Below are 19,918 nucleotides of genomic sequence, written 5' to 3'. Positions count from 1 at the left end.
GCCTAAAATCATCCTGCTCTAAATTAGATAGTTTGAGCATGATGTTGCCCGAAAACCGCTCACACTTTTCGGCATCATGCTCTAGCCGCCAGGCTTCCAATCGGGCGGCGCCATCTCGAAGCTGGAAAATTCGAAGCCGGGCGAGACGGTGCAGCCGACCAGGGTGAAATCGCCGAGGGTTTCGGCCGATTGCCACCAATTGGCGGGAATGATCGCCTGGGGCCGTTCGCCGGCGGACAGGTTCGTTCCGAGCGTCAGGGTCTCGCTTGCCGTTCCGTCTTCTGCGCGGTGCAGCGAGAGCGGCGCGCCGGCGTAATAATGCCAGACCTCCGCCGCGTCATGAACGCGATGCCAATGCGAACGCTGTCCCCCGGTCAGCAGATAATAGATCGCCGTCGAGTGGCCGCGTTCCCCGCCCGCCGTATCGCGGAATGTCTGCACGTACCAGCCACCTTCAGGATGCGGCTGCATGCCGAGTTCGCGGATGATGTCCTCGGGCGACATCAGAAATTGTCCTTGCGCTTGCGGATCTCGGCAAAGACTTCCTCGTTCGTCTTGCCTTCCATCAGCAGATTGCGGCGGATCGCCGGATCGGCGGCGCGCAGGAAGGGGTTGGTTTCCTTTTCAAGCCCCAATGTCGTCGGGATGGTGAATTTGCCGTCGGCGCGCAAGGCTTCGATCTCGGCGGCGCGGCTCTTGAGGCGCTCATTGTCCGGATCGACGGTCAGTGCGAAGCGGGCATTGGACAATGTGTATTCATGGCCGAAATAAACGGCGGTCTCATCGGGCAGCACGGCGAGTTTCTGCAGGGAATGCCACATATCGGCGGCAGGGCGTTCGAACAGCCGGCCGCAGCCGAGCGCAAACAGCGTGTCGGCGGCAAACAGCAGCTTATCGTCGACGAAGTGATAGCAGATGTGGCCGGCGGTGTGGCCGGGCGTCTCGATGACATTGACCGTGTGATCGCCGAAAAGGAAGCTGTCGCCATCGGCCATCGCCCGATCGAGGCCGGGAATGGCGATGGCCTCGTTGATCGGGCCGATGATCTCGCAGCCGAACTGTTCCTTCAGCGCCAGGTTGGCAGTGACATGGTCGGTGTGATGATGAGTGGTGAAGATATGGGTGATCTTCCAGGCGCGACGTGTCGCCGCTTCCAGGATCGGCGCCTCCTCCGGTGCATCGATCGCCGCGGTAAAGCCTGTCTCCGGATCGTGCACGAGAACGCCGAAATTGTCGGTGCGGCAGAGAAAAACGTCTAATTCCAAAGGTTTCATCGTTCAATAATCCCTTATCCCAGGAGTCTCGCGGAAATGTAGAGGTTCCGGCCTTGAAGTCCAACCGCCCGCTGATAACATTTGTCGCAATGCACGCCGATATCGTCGACCTACGCCAATTCTATCACTCCGAGCTCGGACGTCTTGCCGAGCAGTCGATCGCCATGGCACTATCATCGCTCTGGGTGCGGCTGCCGCAAGAGCGTCTGGTCGGCCTCGGTTATGCGGTGCCCTTCCTCGACCGCTTCCAGGCCGATACCGAACGCACCTTCGCCTTCATGCCGGCCGGACAGGGCGCGGTGAACTGGCCGATGGGTTCGCTCTCGACGACGGCGCTGATTTTCGACGAGGAACTGCCGCTGCCGGATTCCTCGATCGACCGGGTGCTGATGGTGCATTCGCTGGAATTCGCCGAAAGCCCGCGCGAGACGCTGAAGGAGCTCTGGCGGGTGCTGGCACCGGGCGGGCGGCTGGTCATCGTCGTGCCGAACCGGCGCGGCGTCTGGGCACGGATGGAACATACGCCCTTCGGTTCGGGCCGGCCCTATTCCCGCGGTCAGCTGACAAGTCTGCTGCGCGAGACGAATTTCACGCCGGGCGCGACGGCTGAAGCGCTGTTCTTCCCGCCCTCGAAGCTCAGGGCTATATTGCGCCTTCGCCGCGCCTTCGAGCGGATCGGCCGAACGCTATGGCCGGCCTTTTCAGGCGTCATTATCGTCGAGGCGCAGAAGCGGCTTTATCAGGGGCTGCCGGTTGCGGCGCGGGCCTCCCGCCGCGTCTTCGTGCCGGTTCTCGCACCGCATGGCGTGCCGACCACACGCACGACAGCGCCGCGCGTCTTTTAAGACGCGCAAAGAACGCTGTAGCACTTTGAATGCTGCATAATTTTATCCTTAATCGATTCCGATTTGAGGAATTGTGCTGGAGGTGACGCTGTTTCCGGCGTTCCCCGGCTGCTTGTGTCACGCCCATAGCTCTCGACAACAATCGCATTCCGCTTTAATGCCACTTGGTGTTTTTCAGCCCGGATTTCCGGCAATTCCAAGGTGGAACCCATGAGCGTTGAGATGAGCAAGCCCGTTCCGCGTCCCGGTATTCTCGATATCGCAGCCTATGTGCCGGGCAAGGAACATGCGCCGGGCGTCGCCCGCGTCTACAAGCTTTCGTCCAACGAAACGCCGCTCGGCGCCAGCCCAAAGGCGATCGAAGCCTTCAAGGCGGTTGCCGACAATCTGGGGCGTTATCCTGACGGGCAGGCGATCGAACTGCGCGAGGCAATCGCCGCCGTGCACGGTCTCAATCCGGCAAACATCCTCTGCGGCAACGGTTCCGACGAGCTGCTCGGCCTGCTCTGCCATGTCTATCTCGGCGCCGGCGATGAGGGCATCATCACCGAGCACGGCTTCCTCGTCTACAAGATCCAGATCCTGGGTGCGGGTGCTACGCCTGTCGTCGTCAAGGAGAAAGACTATACCGTCGATGTCGATGCGATTCTTGCCGCGGTGACGGAGAGGACGAAGATCGTCTTCATCGCCAATCCCGGCAACCCCACAGGCACCTATGTTTCCGTCAGCGAGATCCGCCGCCTGCAGGCCGGATTGCCGAAACATGTCGTCCTCGTGCTCGATGCCGCCTATGCCGAATATGTGCGCCGCAACGATTATGAAGCGGGCATCGAGGTCGTATCCTCCAATGCCAACGTGGTGATGACCCGCACCTTCTCGAAGGCCTATGGTCTTGCGGCGTTGCGCGTCGGCTGGATGTATGCGCCGGCCGAGATCGTCGACGCGCTGAACCGGGTGCGCGCACCATTCAACTTGAACGCGCCGGCAATCGCCGCCGGTGCCGCTGCCATCCGCGACCAGGCCTTCATCCAGCAGGCGGTTTCCTTCAACCAGCTGTGGGTCGAGACGCTCACCCAGGCGCTCGAGGCGATCGGGCTGAAAGTGACGCCGTCCGTCGCCAATTTCGTCCTCATTCATTTCCCCGAGATCGACGGCAAGTGCGCCGCGGATGCCGACGATTTCCTGACGGGCCGCGGCTACATCCTGCGCGCCGTGCGCGGCTATGGTTTCGCCAATGCGCTGCGCATGAGCATCGGCCCCGAAGAGGCCAACCGCGGCGTGATTGCCGCGCTCACCGAATTCATGGGACATCAGGCATGAGCGTGCAGTTCGATCGGATTGCGCTGATCGGCATCGGCCTGATCGGCTCTTCGCTTGCCTACGACATCAGACGGCTTGGTCTTGCAAGGGAGATCGTCGTCGCCACGCGCAGCCCCGATACGCTGAAGCGTGCGGAAGAGCTCGGCCTCGGCGACCGCTACACGACGTCCTCGCAGGATGCCGTCAAGGATGCCGATCTGGTGATCGTCTCGGTGCCAGTCGGCGCTTCGGAAAGTGTGGCGAAGGAGATTTCTGGAAGCCTGAAGCCCGGGGCTGTTGTCACCGATGTGGGTTCGACAAAGGCTTCTGTCATCGCACAGATGCTGCCGCATATGCCTGATAATGTGCATTTCATCCCCGGCCATCCGCTGGCAGGTACCGAGAAATCCGGCCCGGATGCCGGCTTCCCCGGCCTCTTCGAAGGCCGCTGGTGCATCTTCACGCCGGTCGCGGATACCGATGAGACAGCGCTGAAGCGGCTGCGCAGCTTCTGGGAAACGCTGGGCTCGAAGGTCGACGAAATGGATGCCGAGCATCACGACAAGGTGCTCGCCATCGTCTCGCACCTGCCGCATATCATCGCTTACAATATCGTCGGCACGGCCGACGATCTGGAGACGGTGACGGAGTCTGAGGTCATCAAATATTCCGCCTCCGGCTTTCGCGATTTCACCCGCCTCGCCGCCTCCGACCCGACCATGTGGCGTGATGTCTGCCTGCACAACCGCGATGCGATCCTCGAAATGCTGGCGCGCTTCTCGGAGGACCTCGCCTATCTGCAGCGCGCCATCCGCTGGGGCGAGGGCGACAAGATCTTCGAACTCTTCACCCGCACACGCGCCATCCGCCGTTCGATCGTCCAGGCCGGCCAGGATGTCGATGCGCCGGATTTCGGCCGGCACGCGCTGGACAAGAAGTAGCCGCCGCGATGGTGGAGGTGGCACGTGCCGGCCCGGCGGATATCGATTGGCTGGTGCGCGAGGATGCGAGCGCCGGTGAGGCATGGGTATCGCGCTGTGTGGCGCTCGGCGAATATCTGGTTGCCAGGGAGGCTGATGAGATTGTCGGCTTCCTGCGCTTCTCCCGCTTCTGGGGCAGGGTTCCCTACATGGAAATGATCCGCGTTCTGCCCGGCCATCGCCGGTCGCGCGTTGGAACGGCGCTGTTTCTCGCCTGGGAAGAGGCCATGCGCGGCGACGGCGCCCGTATGCTGATGACGTCGAGCGAATGCGACGAAAGCCGGCCTCAGGACTGGCATCGCCGCAACGGATTTTGCGAAACCGGCGCGATCGAGCTGCCCGGCCTGCAATCGGTGCCGGAAGTATTCTTCATCAAGCGCATCGGCTAGATCGGCGGAATCCGGCCGAGCGGAATGAAACCGCTGACGGTCGCATTGCCACGATCGACGACGAGATCGACAGAGACTTTGTCGCCGCCGCCGGCAAGCGACTTCAGCAGCTTTGTCGCCGTGTTGACGGTCGAGGCGATATCCGGAAAGGCCTGTTTCAGGCTGTCGCCCCAGGGGCCGAGCTGTTCGATCTCCAGCTTGAATTTTCCCGAGAGCAGACCCTTTTCGTCAAGGGAGAAGGGGCCAGTCAGCGTCATCACCTTGCCGTCGCCGATGTCGGCGACGATGCGGCGCAGGTTGCCGGTGGCGCCATTGAGACCGTTCGGATCACTACCGTCGATCAGGCCGGCCTTGCCGGCGATGGTCAGATCTATGCTGGCAGACATTTTTGGAAAGATCTGCGGCCAGTCCTTGATCGCCGTATTCGCATCCTGCACGGAGATCGCGCCATCGAGATCGGCGCCGTTCTGGCGCAGATGGATTTCGGTGCGGACGGCATCGAAGCTGATGGTCTGGCCGGTGTAGGAGGAGACGGCCATCGCCTTCAGACCCTCGATGACGGTCGAGCTGTGGTCGATGCCCTGCAGTCGGGTTGCAAGACTCGCCTGCAGGTTCGTCCATTGGGCCGAGATCGAAAGGCCGTTGCTGGTGCGGATTTCGGCCGGCGAATCGAGTTCCCAGACAATCTTGCCGGGTGCATAGACCTGTGCTGCCGAGCGCAGCGCGCCGAAGGTGGCGGAGACGCCGTTGACATTGTCGTCGACGTCGATCTTCGAGCAGAACAGGCCGATACGGAAGGGATAGCCGCGGAATTCGATATCGGAGCATTCGCCGCTGACGCCTGCCTGGTCGCGTGGCGCGATCGCCTTCAGCACCGTGGTCTTCAATGCCGACGCCGCATAGAACCAGCCGCCGGTATAAAGCGCGATCACCAGGAGGATACCTCCACCCAGCAACCAGAATTTCTTACCGCTGCCGAATTGGCTGCTGCCGGATCGGCTTGACGCTGCCATGATGTTCTCCAATGGTGAATCGCAAATGTGATTCCCGGTCTGGCGTGCGATATGGACGAATTTTGGGTATTTGGCTACGGTTCGCTGATGTGGAATCCGGGCTTCGAGTTCATGGAGCGGGCAGAGGCTCTGGTTTACGGCTACAGGCGTTCGCTTTGTGTCCGCTCCTTTGTCCATCGTGGCACACGCGACAATCCGGGCCTGGTTCTCGGCCTCGACAGGGGTGGCGCCTGCCGCGGCATGGCTTTCCGCATTTCGCCTGAAAAATGGGAAGATGTGATCGACTATCTCCGCGCCCGCGAGCTGGTCACCAATGTCTATCTGGAGCGCCGGGTGCGGCTGCAGCTTGCCGGCCGGCGCCGGGTGGAAGCGGTCGCCTACATCATCGATCGCGAGCATGAACAATATGCCGGCGCGCTCGATGCGCTTGCGGCGGCACGGGTGGTGAACGAAGCAAAAGGCCAGTCAGGCCCGAATGATGCCTATGTCTTCAACACGCTGGCGCATCTGAAGCAGATGGGCATTCGCGACCATTGGCTGGAACAGGTCGTCAACGAAGTGGAGCGGCTGCGCGCCGCCTGATCTCAGCCAGTTGTCGCGTTCAGCTTGCGCAGCTCGACCAGTCTTTCGACCGCCGTTGGCGGGAGCGGCAGATGCGGATTTTGCGCGACGGTTTCGAGCAGAAGCTCGTCGCTTGCCCGCTCCAATACCTCGATCAGATGGGCGAAAAAGGCGTCCGGATCCATTCCGGGCATGATTGGCGGCAGGATCTTCACCTTGAAATGGCCGGGATAACGACGGATGCTCCGCCGCGGCCAGAAGAGACCGGGATGCATGGCGACCGGAACGACGGGGAGATTAAGATCGCGGTACATGCGGGCTATGCCGTATTTATAGACCGGCTCCGCACCCGGCGGACGGCGAGTGCCCTCGGGATAAATGATGAGCTGGCGGCCCGTCGAAAGCTCTTCCTTCGTGCGTTTCTGCACTTCCACCATCACCTTGCCACGGGCGCCGCGATCGACCGGGATCATGCGCTGCTTCTTCGCATACCAGCCGAAGAGCGGAATCCACATCAGTTCGCGCTTCAGGATATAGACTGGGTCCTTCAGCCAGGGCAGCAGCGCGTAGGTATCCCAGAAAGACTGGTGCTTCGGCGCCAGGATGTAACTGCCGTCAGGCAGGTTCTCCAGGCCCTCGATCTCGAAGGTGGTGCCGACGATCACCCGCATCAGCCAGTGGTTGGACCGTGCCCAGTTCTTCGGGATCGCATAGGCGATTTTGCGCGGTACCACGAAATAATAGGGCGAGAGCACGATCATCCGGATGATGAGATTGGCGTAGAAGATCGTGTTGAAGAGAACGGAACGCAGGGCGATCATGAAACTTTCCCGAGGCATGCTCACGCGACCGGCCTACACGATATTCCCCGTCATAAAAAGCGTTTGATGCTGCCCTGATGTAAAAGGCTGGAGCATTCCAGCAAAAGTGCGCAGCAACAGATAGCGCATGCCCCCGAAAATCGGAATCGATTTTCCGAAAGGATTATGCGCACGTCTAAAGCGATGGAGTTTCCTATCCGAAGCGCGGCTTTATTGCTGGCCGGACGCATTTGCCGAGCGCAGCCCGGTATGGCGGCCGAAGCCGGTGATGTTGCGGGTGCCTGCCAGCAGCAGTTTCGCATATTCGGCAAGCATGACGCGCATCGCATTCGGATCGGTGAACCAGTTGCTGCTCTTCAAATCCGAATTGACCACGGGATAAGCGACAAATTCGATGTTGGGATCGACATAGGAGAGTTCGGCGAGGCTTCGCGGCATGTGGTAATTGTTGGTGACGATCAGAACGCTCCTGTATCCCTTGGCGTGGATCCAGTTCGAAGCCTCCTCAGCATTGCCGATCGTGTCGATCGCATCGTAGCCGATATCGACACAGCAGGAGAAGAGATCGGCCGAGCCCTGCGTCATCTTGCGGATCTGTGCCGGCGTCGTCGTCGGGTGGACGCCGGAAATGAGCAGGCGCTTGCCGGCACCCTTCTGCAGCAGCTCCACAGCCTGGTCGATGCGTTGGTAGCCACCCGTCAGTACCACGATCGCATCCGCCTTCGGCTCGGCCGGCGGCCTGAGTGTCGTCACCGAATCAGCGAAACGCAGAAAGCCGCCGAACACCAGGGCGATTACCAGCAGGCAGCCAAAGCCGCCCCAGCGCAGCAGACGGCGGATCGGCCCGCGCCGCGGCAGCAAACCCGCCGAGCGATCAAGCTCCGGGTCCTGATGAATCGGGTTGGGTGTCGTATGTCCCATGGTCATGAATCGTGATTATACGCTGATTGCGGCACGGAACAGACGCTTTCATGGCAAAACGGCACGGTCACGATCAACTTCCGATGCCGTCGGTGCGTGTCGGGTCCGAGCGCAGTGTATCGATTTCGTAGATTGTCCGCATGACGGTCAGCCGCGCGGTGAAGGTGGTGAGGAGCGCGATGACGATCATCGTCGCGAAGATGCCGGCATAACCAAGCACGCCGACGGAGAAGGTGCCGAAGAGCGCGGTCGCCTGGTCCGTTTCCGGGGTGGCAAGGGTGCGGCTTTGCCAGAAACCGGCGGTGGCGAAGAAGAGAGCGGCAAGCGCGCTGCCGATCGCCGAACCCTTGAGGCTGATCTTCAGGAAATGCTTCTGGAATTCGGTGGCGACGAAGGAGCTTTCGGCGCCGACGAAATGCAGCACTTCGACGACGTGACGATTGCCCGACAGCGCGCCGCGCGTGGCGAAGACGACGGTGAGCACCATCGCCGTGAAAACCAGGAGCAGGATGCCGGTGCCAATCATGACCGTCGTGTGCGCCATAGACACCAGCCGGTCGACCCAGGTGCGGTGATCATCGAGGCTGGCCTGCGGGATACTGTCCTTCAGCAGCGACCGCATCGAATCGAAATCCGGCGGATTGCTCTCGTCGATGGTGATGATGACGAGGCGGGGAACGGGCAGATCCTTGAGATCGAGGCCGGGGCCGAGCCAGGGTTCGAGCAGGCGAGCCGTCGCCGCCTCGTCAACGATCTGGCCGCTCTTGGTGCCGACGAAGGTCAGCGCCAGGTCGCGCGCCTGGGTCAGCGCCTTTTCCATGTCGAGATTGTCGTCCGGCTTGATCTGAATGGTGATCTCGCGGGAGATCTGGCTCTCCCAGCTTGCCGCCGTCGAGCGCACCATGCTGACGCCGCCGAGCGTCAGGCAGGCGAGAAAGGCCATGATTGATATCACCACCATCAACGCACTGCCCTGGATGTTGGAAGGCGGCAGGATCGGCGCGGTCGGACGCACGCGCAATTCCGGCCGCTTCTGCTGGATCTTGGCAGCCGCCTTTTCGGGGTTTCTGGACGGGGGCTCAGTCATAAATATCGAGATGCCCCTCTGAGAGGATCATGCGGCGCGCTTCCACCTGTTCCATCAGCGCCAGATCATGCGTGGCGATCACGACCGCCGTGCCGAGGCGGTTCAGCTCGAGGAAAAGGTTGAGCAGGCGTTTGGCCATAGGCGGGTCGACATTGCCTGTGGGTTCGTCGGCCAGCAGCACTTCCGGCCGGTCCATCAGCGCCCGGGCGATTGCGGCGCGCTGCTTCTCGCCGCCGGAGAGCACGGGCGGCAGCACATTGATGCGTTCGCCAAGGCCGACCCATTTCAACAGCTCCAGCACGTCGGTCTTGTAGGAGCTCTCATCCTTGCCACGCACCCGTAAGGGCAAAGCGACATTCTCATAGGTGGTGAGATGGTCGAGCAGGCGGAAATCCTGGAAGACGATGCCGACGCGGCGGCGCAGAAGCGGCAGTTCGGGGCGAGGGATTTCGGAAATGTCGCGCCCGAACATGCGGATCAGGCCGCGTGTCGGCTGCAGAGACATGAAAAGCATCCGCAGCAGCGACGTCTTGCCGGCACCCGATGGGCCTGTCAGGAACTGAAAGGATTTCTTCGGGATGTCGAAGGTCAGGTCCCGGAGGATTTCCGGGCCCATGCCATAGCGCAAACCGACATTCTCAAAGTGGATCAACGGGCAGCTCAGTCTGTTGTGGGTTTCACCGCACGACTTGTTAACCAACACCGTTAACAGCCGGTAAATTTTGCTGGAAAGACGCCCGTTTGATGGCGATCTTTGCGAAGCATTAACCATTAAAATTTACGACTGAGCAGGATTCGTTTCAATGCCAGATTTCTCCTGGCAACGAAACCATGTGGACATCTGCGAGGCAGCCACCATGGAAGCATCCTCCTTCAGTCGCCGGACGCCGGGCCAGGCCTATGATTTCCTGCCGCCGGAACCCGCCAATCGTCAGTACCGCTCGGCGCGTCCTGCCGATATCTCCGACGCTGAATTCGTTACCCTCGGCAACGTGCGGACCAGGGAATTCAGTGCAAGGACCTATAACGACAACCGCAAGCGCATGGCTGCCGCACACGCCGCCCCGCCGCCCATGCCGGCAATGGCTGCTTCCGTTCTGCAGACCGTCGAATCCTGGCTGCAGCGCGCGTCGACGCGGAGCTTCGCAGCGCTGGTGCTGGCGCTCGTCGTGCTCGTCTTCGGGCTTGCGGGTGGTTTTTCCGGCCTTTCCGGCGCGCGCGCCACTTCCGGAGCGCCGCTGCATTTCACCCACGTCACGGTGACGCCGCGTGATGCAAACGGCATGCGCGTGCTCGTTATCAACGGCATCGTCGAAAACAAGAGCGGCACGACGCAGACGGTGTATCCGATCCGTGCCGATCTCGTGACCGACGAGCAGCTGACGGCAAGCATCGTCATCGACCCGCCGGCCGATGTCATCTATGGCGGCCAAAGCCGGGGCTTCTCGGCTCGCGTCCAGCATGCCGGCGGAAAGACGCCGGAGGTCCGGCTCTCCTTCCTGCCATAGATGTAACAGGACATGGAATGGCCGACTTTCTCGCCACAGGTCGGGCCAATCCCGTTAATTTCATGGCCAGCGAGGCTGTTTCAGGCTCGCATATGTGCTAACGGCTTACCCTTCTTTTCATGGAGCAAGCCCTTATGCCTGTCGTGCGCGGAAAAAACATAGAGCCGCTTTTCACCGCCGAGCAGATCGCCGAGCGCAATCATTCGATGGCGCGGGAGATCGCCAGTGGCCCGACCAAGGACCTGCTCGTCATCGCCGTGCTCAAGGGCTCCTTCATTTTCGCCGCCGACCTGATCCGCGCCCTGCATGATAGCGGGCTTGCCCCGGAGGTCGAGTTCATCACACTGTCGAGCTATGGCATCGGTACGGTTTCGCAGGGCGTACGCATCGTCAAGGATATCGACAGCGACGTGCATGGCCGCGACGTCCTGTTGATCGACGATATCCTCGAATCAGGCCGGACGTTGCTTTTTGCCAAGGAACTGCTCTTCGAGCGTGGTGCGCGTAACGTCACGATCGCCGTGCTGCTCGACAAGCGCGTCAAGCGTAAGGAAAAGCTGGAGGCCGACTATGTCGGCTTCGAATGCCCTGACTATTTTGTCGTCGGCTACGGCATGGATGTCGCCTATGCGTTTCGCGAACTGCCCTTCGTCGGCGTGGTGACCGGGGACGCCTGAGCTCCTGCATAGTTCCTAAAATCGGAATCGATTTAAGGATAAAATTATGCAGCAATTAAAAATGTTACAGCGTCCTTTGCGCGTCTTAAAGACGCGCGGCGCTGCAATGCCTTCAAGACGAGTTGTTAACCATCTCGCCCATCGCTTCGTCATCTTTACCGATCGAAAAGGAAAGTCTGGTGATTTCCGTCGCGGGGCTGACGACGGAGCGATGCACATATGGCAAGAATTCTGATTACGGAAGACGAGGACTCCCTGCGGTCGTTCGTAGCCCGAGCCCTGCGGCTCGATGGCCACGAGACCGACGAGGCGGCCGATGGAGCCGAGGGCTTGGAGAAGCTCAAGGACGGGGTCTACGATCTGCTGCTTTCAGACATCCGCATGCCTGTGATGGACGGCATTGAACTCGCCCATCAGGCAAAAGACGCTTTTCCTGGCTTGAAAATCCTGCTGATGACCGGCTATGCCGAACAACGCGAACGGGCCGACGATCTTGCCGAGAAGATCATCGATGTCGTCGCCAAACCATTCGCGCTTCCCGATATCCGCAAGGCGGTCGCCCGGGCGCTTGTCGCTTAGAGCCAGGATGCCGAAAAGTGTCAGCGCTTTTCGATCGGTATCCCGCTCTATTTCTTTGATTTAGATCCAGGTTCAGCTTCTAAAGCGCGTCGCAATCTTTCAGATTCGCTCCTTGCGCTTTAGGTCTTTATTCCCAATGCATGTCGTTCGCGCAAAACCGCTGCATAGTTTTGCGCGACATGCTTTAGGCCGATCCGATCTAGAATCATCCTTTCCCGTGCGCGTCCTATTTTTGCGCGGAGTCGTAAGGCCTACTGGATGTCCAGCAACCGTTCGAGATATCGCCGTTCCATTTCCTGCGGTGGATTGTTGCCGAGCTTTTCGCGGATCGCGTCAAGGATTTCTCGCGCCCGCTGAACGTCGATTTCGTCAGGCACCTTCACGCTGTTGTCGCCGAAATCCGGCCCTTGGGTCCGGCGCGGCCGGCCGAGCGGGTCGCGGCCGTTCTGGTCGCCTTGGCCCACCTGGCCGTTCGGACCTTGACCCTGCTGGCCCTGCTGCGCCTGCATCATCTGGTTCATCATGTCGCGGGCGCCCTGGCGAAGCGCTTCCAACGCGCGGCCCTGGCCCTCGACGGCCGGTTGGCCGCGGCCCTGGCCGAGTTCACGGCCGGCGCCTTCCATTTCGCGTTGCGCCTGGCCAAAACCCGGGCCGGGCTTAATTCCCATCTCGCCGAGGCTCTTCTGCAATTCGCCGAGTTGCTTGCCCAACCCATCCTGCTGCGCGCGCAGCTGTTTCAGCGCCTCACGCAGCTGCTCGGCCGTCATCTGGTCGGAGGGCTGCTGTCCATCCTTGCCTTGCTGGCCCTGCTGCTGATCCTGCGGCTCGCCGTTTTCTCCGGGGTTCATCTCGTCGAGCAGCGGATCGTTCTCGCCCATGTCGGGCTCGCCGCGTTGCATGCGGTCCCTGAGCTGCTGGTCGAGCCGGAAGGTCTGCTCCATCAGCTTTTGCTGGTCGCGCAGGATCTCGCCGAGCTTGTCGATCTGCTTGCGGGCTTCGCTGTTTTCCTGGCTCTGCTGGCTGCGCTGCGGCCGGCCGGCCTGCAGGTTGTTCATCATCCGCTGCAATTCCGACAGCATCTGCTGGGCCGCGTCACGATTGCCGGAGCGGGCGAGATTCTCGATCTGATCCATCATCCGTTCCAGATCCTGCTGGCGCAGAATGTTCTGCGCGTTCTGGTTCGGCTGCATTGGCGCGTTCTGCATGCGTTGGGCAAGCTCAGTCATATAGTCCTGCATCGCCTTGCGCAGCTCGTCCATCAGCTTCTTGATCTCCGCGTCCGGGGCGTTGCGGTCCAACGCGTCGGCGAGGTTCTGCTGGGCCTCGCGCAGCTTGCGCTCGGCCAGCGAAAGATCGCCGTCCTCCATGCCGAGGGCGATTTCCCACAGATATTGGGCCGTATCCTTCAGCGCATCCTCGCCCTTTGCGAGCTTCATACGCGTCAAGGCGGATTCCAAGAGCAGGTAGTTGGTGAGCTTCGGGATGGTCTCCTCGGGGCGGATGGTCAACGCCTCGTTCAGGGCGATTGCCTGCGGCATCTTGCGCGTATCGAGCGCGAAAACCTGCCGTTCCTCGGCGACGGCCGCGGCAAGCGGCTCGTTGAAGGGGCGTGACGGCAGCGTCATCTCATGCGGCGGGCTGCGGCCGGTCTGGCCGGCGGCATCCTTGGCGACGAGCGTGATGCGCACACGTTTGCCGGCAAGCGGATGTTCGGTCAGGTTCCGGCTGGTCACAGCCTTGGCGTCGCGGGCGTTGCGGCGCGGAATATCCAGCCGGTATTCCGGCAGTGGATAGAGCGGCGTTGCCGTCGGATCGTTTTCCAGAGGAACGATCTCCGCATGAGCCTCCTGGACCCCGTAATCGTCTTTGACGGTGAAGCCGATTTCAAGCGCGCCGTTGACGCTGGGCTTCGGCAGCCCGTCAAAGGCAATTTCCGGCGCCTTATCGGGCAGCACGTTGAAGCTCCAGCGGTGGCCGTTGACCTCGAGTGCGCCGTTCTCCTGCAGCTTCATCATATGCGTCTGCGCGACGAGAGCCTGGCTGGCCGGTGCCGCCGTCTGCCCTGATACCGCTGTCTGCTGCGGCTTGGTATCGGCCTGCACGGCGATATCCTGCGCCTCGCCGTTCGCCTTGCGGAACACGACTTTTTCGGCCGTCCTTCCGCCGCTGACCCGGACAGTGAGGCCTGAAAACTGGGGAATGCCGATCGGCGCCTGCTCGCTGCCGTCAGCCGTCAGATAGACAGGGGCGCGGCCGGTATAGGAAGGCGGCGTTACCCAGGCGTCGATGCGCACCGCCGGATCGCTGACCACCTGCGCGGGCGCCGCCTGCAACGCGTCGCGGATCGAGCCGCCGTTGATCGATAGCGAATAACCGAAGGCCGTGACGAGCAGCAGCGCCGGGACGGCGCGCAGGGCGAAACGATCATGCGCGGCTATATCAGGCCGCGGCAGTCCGGCATCGAGCGCTGCGATCTTTTCAGCCATGCGCGTCTGGTGCTCGCGCCAGAGCGCCCGGCCGAAGGGCGTATCGAAGGCCGGCTCGTCTTCCTGGACGGTGACCGGCTGGTGCGGCAGGCCGTTGCGCTCTTCCAGCATGCGGTCGGCCTCGGCAATCCTCGGCCAGCGCAAGGTGCGGAAGGGGAGGAGCGAGACGAGAAAAGCGGCAGCAAAGGCGATGAGCAGCAGAATGCGCAGCCAGTCCGGCACGCTGCGGAAGAGGCCGAACCAGGAGGTGGAGAGATAAAAGGCGATGACGGACAGTACCGGCATCAGAGGCGGCAGCAACTGCTCGAAAAAGAGCACGATGCGCGCCAGCAGGCGTTTCGTCGTCACCAGCCGGGCAAGCGAGGGACGGAAGGCAAATGCACCTTTCTTCTGCCTCGAGGGGCTTGTCATCGGTCCGGTCTCCGCGATCTGGCGTTCTGGAACAGAGGGCGCTTCCGGCGATTGCGGGGCAATACGCTCATGAACGAAAGGATAACACTCTTTGTGGCGAAGGCGAGGGCGAGCGGCCGGTAATACCGGCTTTTCACGTTTATTCGCCAAAAAGTGATGGCTTGTTCAGTCGAGCCAGGCCGGAACGGAATCGAGGCTGATCAGCTCGGCATAGGTTCTGCGCGGTCGAATCGTATGGAAATCGCTGCCCCTGACCAGAACTTCGGGCACCAGCAGGCGGCTGTTGTAAGTGCCGGCCTGGACCGCGCCATAGGCGCCGGCAGTGCTGACGGCCATCAGGTCGCCGGGCTTCGGCATCGCCATCTCGCGGTCGAGCGCCAGATAGTCGCCGGTCTCGCAGACGGGGCCGACGACATCGGCGCGGATGCGCGGCGCGTTGGCCGCCGAAATCGTTACAGGGCGAATCTCGTGATAGGCCTCGTAGAGCGTCGGGCGGATGAGATCGTTCATCGCGCCGTCGACGATGACGAAGGTCTTTTCGCCGCCATCCTTCACATAGAGGACTTCTGTCACGAGAATGCCGGCATTGCCGACGATCAGGCGGCCGGGTTCGGTGATGATCTTACAGTCCAGGCCGCGCAGCTGGTTCTTGACGATTGCCGCGTAGGCGTCCGGCAGCGGCGGCGGATTGTTGTCGTCCTTGTAGGGAATGCCGAGGCCGCCGCCGATATCGACGTGGTGGATGGTGTGGCCGTCGGCACGGAGCGTCGCGACAAGGTCGTGCAGCAGCTTGAAGGCGTCGTCGAAGGGCTGGAGTTCGGTGATCTGGCTGCCGATATGCATGTCGATGCCGGTGACCTCGATGCCGGGCAGCTTTGCGGCATGGGCATAGATTGCGCGGGCGCGCTCCCAGGAGATGCCGAACTTGTTTTCCTTCTTGCCGGTCGAGATCTTCGAATGCGTCTTCGCATCGACATCTGGGTTGATGCGGAAGGAGACCGGCGCTTTCTTGCCCGCGCTCACGGCGCGCTGGTTGAGGATTTCAAGCTCGGGCTCGGATTCGACATTGAAGCAGTAGATGCCGGCCTCAAGGGCGAAATCCATCTCGGACGGCGTCTTGCCGACACCTGAGAACATGATGCGGTCTGCCGGAATGCCGGCGGCAAGCGCGCGTCGCAGTTCGCCTTCAGAGACCACGTCGATGCCGGCGCCGAGACGGCCCAGCGTCTTCAGCACTGCCTGGTTCGAATTCGCCTTCATCGCATAGCAGACCATGGAATCCATGTCGGCGAAGGCTTCCGAAAAGACGCGGTAATGGCGCTCCAGCGTCGCAGTAGAATAGACGTAGAAAGGTGTGCCGACCGCCTTGGCGATCTCGGGAACGGGAACGTTCTCCGCATGAAGGACGCCGTCGCGGTACTCGAAATGGTTCACGGGCTTGTGCCTTAAAGAAGGGGATCGAGAAGGAAGGGCTTGTCGACTGTTCCCGGCCGTTTCGTCGGCTTGGAAATGTCGCCTTCCTTGGTTGCCGCAGCGCTCGGCGGATCGAGGTCGCCCTTGCGCCCGCATCCGGCAACGGCAAGGCCGATGACGGCGACAATCGCCGTCAGGCGGACGAGGTGCGGCAAGCTCTTCATGGATATCCTCTTCTGCGGCATGTGACGGCATCATTCATATCGAATGACGGACATCTTCATAGCGAAGTTTATCCGCCTTGTGCACCCTGATTGTTGGCGGTCTTTCCGCGCCTGCAGGAAGGGTGCGGCGGCTTTTCGCCAGGCCCTGTATCTCTTAGTTGCGGGCGCGCCAGAAGGCGATCTGCCTGCGTACTTCGGACGGCGCCGTGCCGCCGAAGCTCTTGCGGCTGGCGACCGAGGCCTCGACGGTCAGCACATCATAGACCTTGTCGGTGATGTCGGGATGGATCGCCTGCAGATCGGAGAGCGGCAGCTCGGCAAGGTCGCAGCCCTTGCTTTCGGCGAGTGCAACGGCGCGGCCGGTGACGTGATGGGCGTCGCGGAAGGGGAGGCCTGCTTCGCGCACCAGCCAGTCGGCAAGATCGGTCGCCGTCGAATAACCGGAGCCGGCCGCCGCCTTCATGCGTGCGGTGTTGACGGTCATGTCGCGCATCATGCCGGTCATGGCGGCGATTGCCAGTTCCAGGCTCTCGGCTGCGTCGAAGACCTGTTCCTTGTCTTCCTGCATGTCCTTGGAATAGGCGAGCGGCAACCCCTTCATGATCGTCAGCAGCGCCACCAGCGAGCCGTTGATGCGGCCGGTCTTGGCGCGCACCAGTTCGGCAGCGTCCGGATTCTTCTTCTGCGGCATGATCGACGAGCCGGTCGAGAAGGCGTCGGACAGGCGCACGAAACCGAATTGCGGAGTCGACCAGATGACGATCTCTTCCGCCAGACGCGACAGATGCATGCCCGCAATCGCTGCGATTGACAGGAATTCGATGGCGAAATCGCGGTCGGAGACCGTATCGATGGAGTTGCGGGTCGGCTCGCGGAAACCGAGCGCCTTGGCCGTCATGTGGCGGTCGATCGGATAGCCGGTGCCAGCGAGGGCGGCGGCACCGATCGGGCTTTCATCCAGATGCTCGATGGCGTGGCGCACGCGCGAGCGATCGCGGCCGAACATTTCGACATAGGCCATGCAGTGATGGCCGAAGGTAACGGGCTGGGCGGTCTGCAGATGGGTGAAGCCCGGCATGACGCTTTCGGCATGTTCCTCGGCGCGGTCGAGGAAAGCCGCGATCAGGCCGGTCAGCATCTGTTCGGTTTTCTCAAGCTCTTCCTTCACCCAGAGACGGAAGTCGAGCGCCACCTGATCGTTGCGCGAGCGGGCGGTGTGCAGCCGGCCGGCGGCCGGTCCGATCAGCGTCGCCAGGCGTGCCTCGACATTCATATGGATGTCTTCGAGCTGACGCGAGAATTCGAAATTGCCGCTTTCGATTTCTGACAGGATCGTGTTTAGCCCGTGAACGATCTTGTCCTTATCGTCAGCGGAAATGATCCCCTGATGGGCGAGCATCGTCGCATGGGCAATGGAACCGCGGATATCCTGCGCGAATAGCTTCTTGTCGAAACCGATCGAGGCATTTATCTCCTCCATGATCGCGTCCGGGCCGGAGGCGAAGCGACCGCCCCACATCTGGTTGGAGGATTTGGTGTCCGTGGTGTCGTCGGCCATGAAGGTGTCCGCCTTGAGGATGCATGTCCAGGAGAATGAAATGACGACAAGAAAACCCCTCGGGCTGCCATCCCTGAAATGGATCGCGATGGCCGCCGTTGCGGGTGTCGTTGCCGGTGCGGCAGCGGTATACGTGAAGGAGACGGGGATTGGCAATGGCGGCGGCGAAACGGCGTCGGCCGAATGCAAGCTCGCCAAAGACCGCATCGCCGGCATTACACCGCTGATGAGGGGACAGGTGGCCGCCATGGTCGCCGCCAATGAGCCGCGCAAGCTGACCGCCATTTCCTTCAACGGGCCGGACGGCAAATTGCTGACGCTCGATTATTTCGCCGGCAAGATCGTGCTTCTCAATCTCTGGGCGACATGGTGCGTCCCCTGCCGCGAGGAGATGCCGGCGCTGAATGCGCTCGAAAAGGAGATGGGCAGCGACCGGTTCCAGGTGGTGCCGGTCAATATCGATACCGGCGACGACGAGAAGCCGAGGACCTTCCTCGCGGACACCGGCGTCGATGCGCTGCAGCTCTATCGCGACAATACGATTTCGGTATTCAACAGCCTGAAGAAGGAAGGCCTCGCTTTCGGGCTGCCGGTGACGCTGCTGATCGATGACAAGGGATGCCTGATCTCCGCCATGAACGGCCCTGCCGCCTGGGACAGCGAGGATGCCAGGGCGCTGATCAAGGGTGCGATCGGATCGTAAGAACGCCGGTCAGGAGTCTCCGTCGCCTTTTATGAGGAACACACCCGCAAGTCCGATGAGTACGAAGCATTGCAGCAGGAACATCGGAGTTTCGGTCGACATTGCGTTTCCTCGCGTTCACGGCAAGGAAAGCATTTCGCGGGCGCTCGGTCCATTCAGCCTTTCTGATGATGTCAGCTTAGCGCGTCGGGACCGGCACTTCGCCGCGATAGTCATAGAAGCCGCGGCCGGACTTGCGTCCGAGCCAGCCGGCTTCGACATATTTCACCAGCAGCGGACAAGGACGATATTTCGAGTCCGCCAGGCCGTCATGCAGCACCTGCATGATCGAAAGGCAGGTGTCGAGGCCGATGAAATCGGCAAGCTGCAGCGGCCCCATCGGATGGTTGGCGCCGAGCTTCATCGCCGTATCGATGGCGTCGACCGTGCCGACGCCTTCATAGAGCGTGTAGATCGCTTCGTTGATCATCGGCAGCAGGATGCGGTTGACGATGAAGGCCGGGAAATCCTCAGCGACGGTGATGGTCTTTTCCAGCGTGCCGACGAATTCCTTGGCGGCGGAGAAGGTCTTCTCGTCGGTCGCGATGCCGCGCACCAGTTCGACCAGCTTCATCACCGGCACCGGGTTCATGAAATGTATGCCCATGAAGCGTTCGGGGCGGTCGGTGGCGGCAGCAAGCCGGGTGATGGAAAGGGAAGAGGTGTTGGTGGCAAGCAGCGCTTCCGGCTTCAGGACCGGACAGACCTGAGTATAGATCTTGCGCTTGACTGTTTCATCCTCGGTGGCGGCCTCGATGACGAGATCGGAGGGAGCGAGATCATTGACATCGGACGAGCCTGATATGAGCGACAAGGTCGACTTGCGTTCCTCTTCGGTCATCTTGCCGTTCGTCACCAGGCGGGCCAGGTTGCCGTTGATGGTGGCAAGGCCGGATTCGATGCGGTCCTGCGAGAGATCGTAAATGTGAACCCTGTAGCCTGCGGCGGCCGAAACATGCGCGATGCCGCAGCCCATCTGGCCGGCACCGATAATACCAATATTCTTCAACACCGCATTCATCTCCAAACCCCCGCACGGCATTCGCCCCCGCGCCGCCGCACTTTTCTAACAATACTGCCGGACGAAGGATCGCCCGGCAGCAGTAGTAGCCCGATAAAAGATAATTTTC

The 19,918-nt window shown here is 61.4% G+C and carries 22 protein-coding genes; 10 read left to right on the top strand and 12 right to left on the bottom strand.

The features are described from left to right. Window positions 1-81: 81 nt before the first annotated feature. Both ACIPSK_RS25025 and gloB read right to left on the bottom strand, forming a co-directional pair. On the bottom strand, window positions 82-504 hold the full coding sequence (locus ACIPSK_RS25025) for a cupin domain-containing protein (RefSeq protein ID WP_162116802.1): 423 nt from the start codon (window positions 502-504) through the stop codon (window positions 82-84). Next, window positions 504-1,274 carry a hydroxyacylglutathione hydrolase gene (gene gloB / locus ACIPSK_RS25020; protein WP_162116801.1) on the bottom strand — a complete coding sequence of 257 codons (771 nt, stop codon included), beginning with the start codon at window positions 1,272-1,274 and terminating at the stop codon, window positions 504-506. Before gloB ends, ACIPSK_RS25025 begins: the two co-directional genes overlap by 1 nt. 53 nt (window positions 1,275-1,327) lie before the next feature. On the opposite strand from gloB, the gene ACIPSK_RS25015 reads away from it, so the two are divergent. The 4 genes from ACIPSK_RS25015 to ACIPSK_RS25000 all read left to right on the top strand — a co-directional run bounded on the left by ACIPSK_RS25015 (window position 1,328) and on the right by ACIPSK_RS25000 (window position 4,787). Next, complete coding sequence (locus ACIPSK_RS25015; protein ID WP_162116800.1) at window positions 1,328-2,119, top strand: class I SAM-dependent methyltransferase; 792 nt, start codon at window positions 1,328-1,330, stop codon at window positions 2,117-2,119. Window positions 2,120-2,341: 222 nt separating this feature from the next. Continuing rightward, the gene (gene hisC, locus ACIPSK_RS25010) at window positions 2,342-3,439 is read left to right on the top strand and encodes a histidinol-phosphate transaminase (protein WP_210254180.1); all 1,098 of its coding nucleotides are present in this window, start codon (window positions 2,342-2,344) and stop codon (window positions 3,437-3,439) included. Continuing rightward, window positions 3,436-4,359 (top strand): prephenate/arogenate dehydrogenase family protein, encoded by a 924-nt coding sequence (locus ACIPSK_RS25005; RefSeq protein WP_017966342.1) that lies wholly within the window; start codon window positions 3,436-3,438, stop codon window positions 4,357-4,359. The genes hisC and ACIPSK_RS25005 overlap by 4 nt, the downstream gene beginning before the upstream one ends. 8 nt (window positions 4,360-4,367) lie before the next feature. Continuing rightward, window positions 4,368-4,787 (top strand): GNAT family N-acetyltransferase, encoded by a 420-nt coding sequence (locus tag ACIPSK_RS25000; protein ID WP_162116798.1) that lies wholly within the window; start codon window positions 4,368-4,370, stop codon window positions 4,785-4,787. Here the strand turns inward: ACIPSK_RS25000 and ACIPSK_RS24995 are convergent. Continuing rightward, entirely contained in the window at window positions 4,784-5,800 is a 1,017-nt protein-coding gene (locus ACIPSK_RS24995; protein ID WP_162116797.1) for a DUF2125 domain-containing protein, read from the bottom strand. The genes ACIPSK_RS25000 and ACIPSK_RS24995 overlap by 4 nt on opposite strands. 51 nt (window positions 5,801-5,851) lie before the next feature. Between ACIPSK_RS24995 and ACIPSK_RS24990 the strand changes: the two genes are divergently transcribed. Beyond that, window positions 5,852-6,382 (top strand): gamma-glutamylcyclotransferase, encoded by a 531-nt coding sequence (locus ACIPSK_RS24990; RefSeq protein ID WP_162116796.1) that lies wholly within the window; start codon window positions 5,852-5,854, stop codon window positions 6,380-6,382. Between the two features lie 2 nt (window positions 6,383-6,384). On the opposite strand, the gene ACIPSK_RS24985 is transcribed toward ACIPSK_RS24990, so the two are convergent. The 4 genes from ACIPSK_RS24985 to ftsE form a co-directional block, all read right to left on the bottom strand. Further along, window positions 6,385-7,182 (bottom strand): lysophospholipid acyltransferase family protein, encoded by a 798-nt coding sequence (locus tag ACIPSK_RS24985; protein ID WP_162116795.1) that lies wholly within the window; start codon window positions 7,180-7,182, stop codon window positions 6,385-6,387. 210 nt (window positions 7,183-7,392) lie between these two features. Then, the gene (locus ACIPSK_RS24980) at window positions 7,393-8,103 is read right to left on the bottom strand and encodes a YdcF family protein (protein ID WP_162116794.1); all 711 of its coding nucleotides are present in this window, start codon (window positions 8,101-8,103) and stop codon (window positions 7,393-7,395) included. 73 nt (window positions 8,104-8,176) lie between these two features. Further along, window positions 8,177-9,190 carry a cell division protein FtsX gene (locus ACIPSK_RS24975; protein WP_017966348.1) on the bottom strand — a complete coding sequence of 338 codons (1,014 nt, stop codon included), beginning with the start codon at window positions 9,188-9,190 and terminating at the stop codon, window positions 8,177-8,179. Beyond that, a complete protein-coding gene (ftsE, locus tag ACIPSK_RS24970) occupies window positions 9,183-9,842 on the bottom strand; it encodes a cell division ATP-binding protein FtsE (RefSeq protein ID WP_003543317.1) in 660 nt (219 codons plus the stop codon). The genes ACIPSK_RS24975 and ftsE overlap by 8 nt, the downstream gene beginning before the upstream one ends. Window positions 9,843-10,047: 205 nt before the next feature. Between ftsE and ACIPSK_RS24965 the strand changes: the two genes are divergently transcribed. The 4 genes from ACIPSK_RS24965 to ACIPSK_RS24950 all read left to right on the top strand — a co-directional run bounded on the left by ACIPSK_RS24965 (window position 10,048) and on the right by ACIPSK_RS24950 (window position 11,954). Next, entirely contained in the window at window positions 10,048-10,698 is a 651-nt protein-coding gene (locus ACIPSK_RS24965) for a hypothetical protein (protein ID WP_162116922.1), read from the top strand. A gap of 134 nt (window positions 10,699-10,832) precedes the next feature. Further along, window positions 10,833-11,375 carry a hypoxanthine phosphoribosyltransferase gene (hpt, locus tag ACIPSK_RS24960; protein WP_003543314.1) on the top strand — a complete coding sequence of 181 codons (543 nt, stop codon included), beginning with the start codon at window positions 10,833-10,835 and terminating at the stop codon, window positions 11,373-11,375. Between the two features lie 46 nt (window positions 11,376-11,421). Continuing rightward, on the top strand, window positions 11,422-11,610 hold the full coding sequence (locus tag ACIPSK_RS24955; protein ID WP_162116793.1) for a hypothetical protein: 189 nt from the start codon (window positions 11,422-11,424) through the stop codon (window positions 11,608-11,610). Then, on the top strand, window positions 11,595-11,954 hold the full coding sequence (locus ACIPSK_RS24950; RefSeq protein WP_003543311.1) for a response regulator: 360 nt from the start codon (window positions 11,595-11,597) through the stop codon (window positions 11,952-11,954). Before ACIPSK_RS24955 ends, ACIPSK_RS24950 begins: the two co-directional genes overlap by 16 nt. Before the next feature lie 251 nt (window positions 11,955-12,205). Here the strand turns inward: ACIPSK_RS24950 and ACIPSK_RS24945 are convergent, their stop codons facing one another. The 4 genes from ACIPSK_RS24945 to argH all read right to left on the bottom strand — a co-directional run bounded on the left by ACIPSK_RS24945 (window position 12,206) and on the right by argH (window position 18,046). Further along, window positions 12,206-14,851, bottom strand: a complete 2,646-nt coding sequence (locus ACIPSK_RS24945; protein WP_162116792.1) for a TIGR02302 family protein — start codon at window positions 14,849-14,851, stop codon at window positions 12,206-12,208. Window positions 14,852-15,016: 165 nt separating this feature from the next. After that, window positions 15,017-16,285, bottom strand: coding sequence for a diaminopimelate decarboxylase (gene lysA / locus ACIPSK_RS24940; RefSeq protein WP_162116791.1), 1,269 nt, complete (start codon window positions 16,283-16,285; stop codon window positions 15,017-15,019). Between the two features lie 11 nt (window positions 16,286-16,296). Then, entirely contained in the window at window positions 16,297-16,509 is a 213-nt protein-coding gene (lptM, locus tag ACIPSK_RS24935; protein WP_162116790.1) for an LPS translocon maturation chaperone LptM, read from the bottom strand. A gap of 133 nt (window positions 16,510-16,642) precedes the next feature. Then, window positions 16,643-18,046, bottom strand: a complete 1,404-nt coding sequence (gene argH / locus ACIPSK_RS24930) for an argininosuccinate lyase (protein ID WP_162116789.1) — start codon at window positions 18,044-18,046, stop codon at window positions 16,643-16,645. A 40-nt stretch (window positions 18,047-18,086) separates the two neighbouring features. Here argH and tlpA point away from each other — a divergent pair, with 40 nt between their 5' ends. Next, window positions 18,087-18,749, top strand: a complete 663-nt coding sequence (tlpA, locus tag ACIPSK_RS24925; protein WP_162116788.1) for a thiol:disulfide interchange protein TlpA — start codon at window positions 18,087-18,089, stop codon at window positions 18,747-18,749. Window positions 18,750-18,927: 178 nt separating this feature from the next. Here the strand turns inward: tlpA and ACIPSK_RS24920 are convergent, their stop codons facing one another. Continuing rightward, entirely contained in the window at window positions 18,928-19,809 is an 882-nt protein-coding gene (locus tag ACIPSK_RS24920) for a 3-hydroxybutyryl-CoA dehydrogenase (RefSeq protein WP_017966357.1), read from the bottom strand. Window positions 19,810-19,918 lie beyond the last annotated feature (109 nt).

The sequence above is a fragment of the Rhizobium sp. LARHSG275 genome (assembly GCF_052871115.1).
Note: the sequence above shows the minus strand (reverse complement) of the source record. Positions and strands in the feature narration are given on the sequence as shown.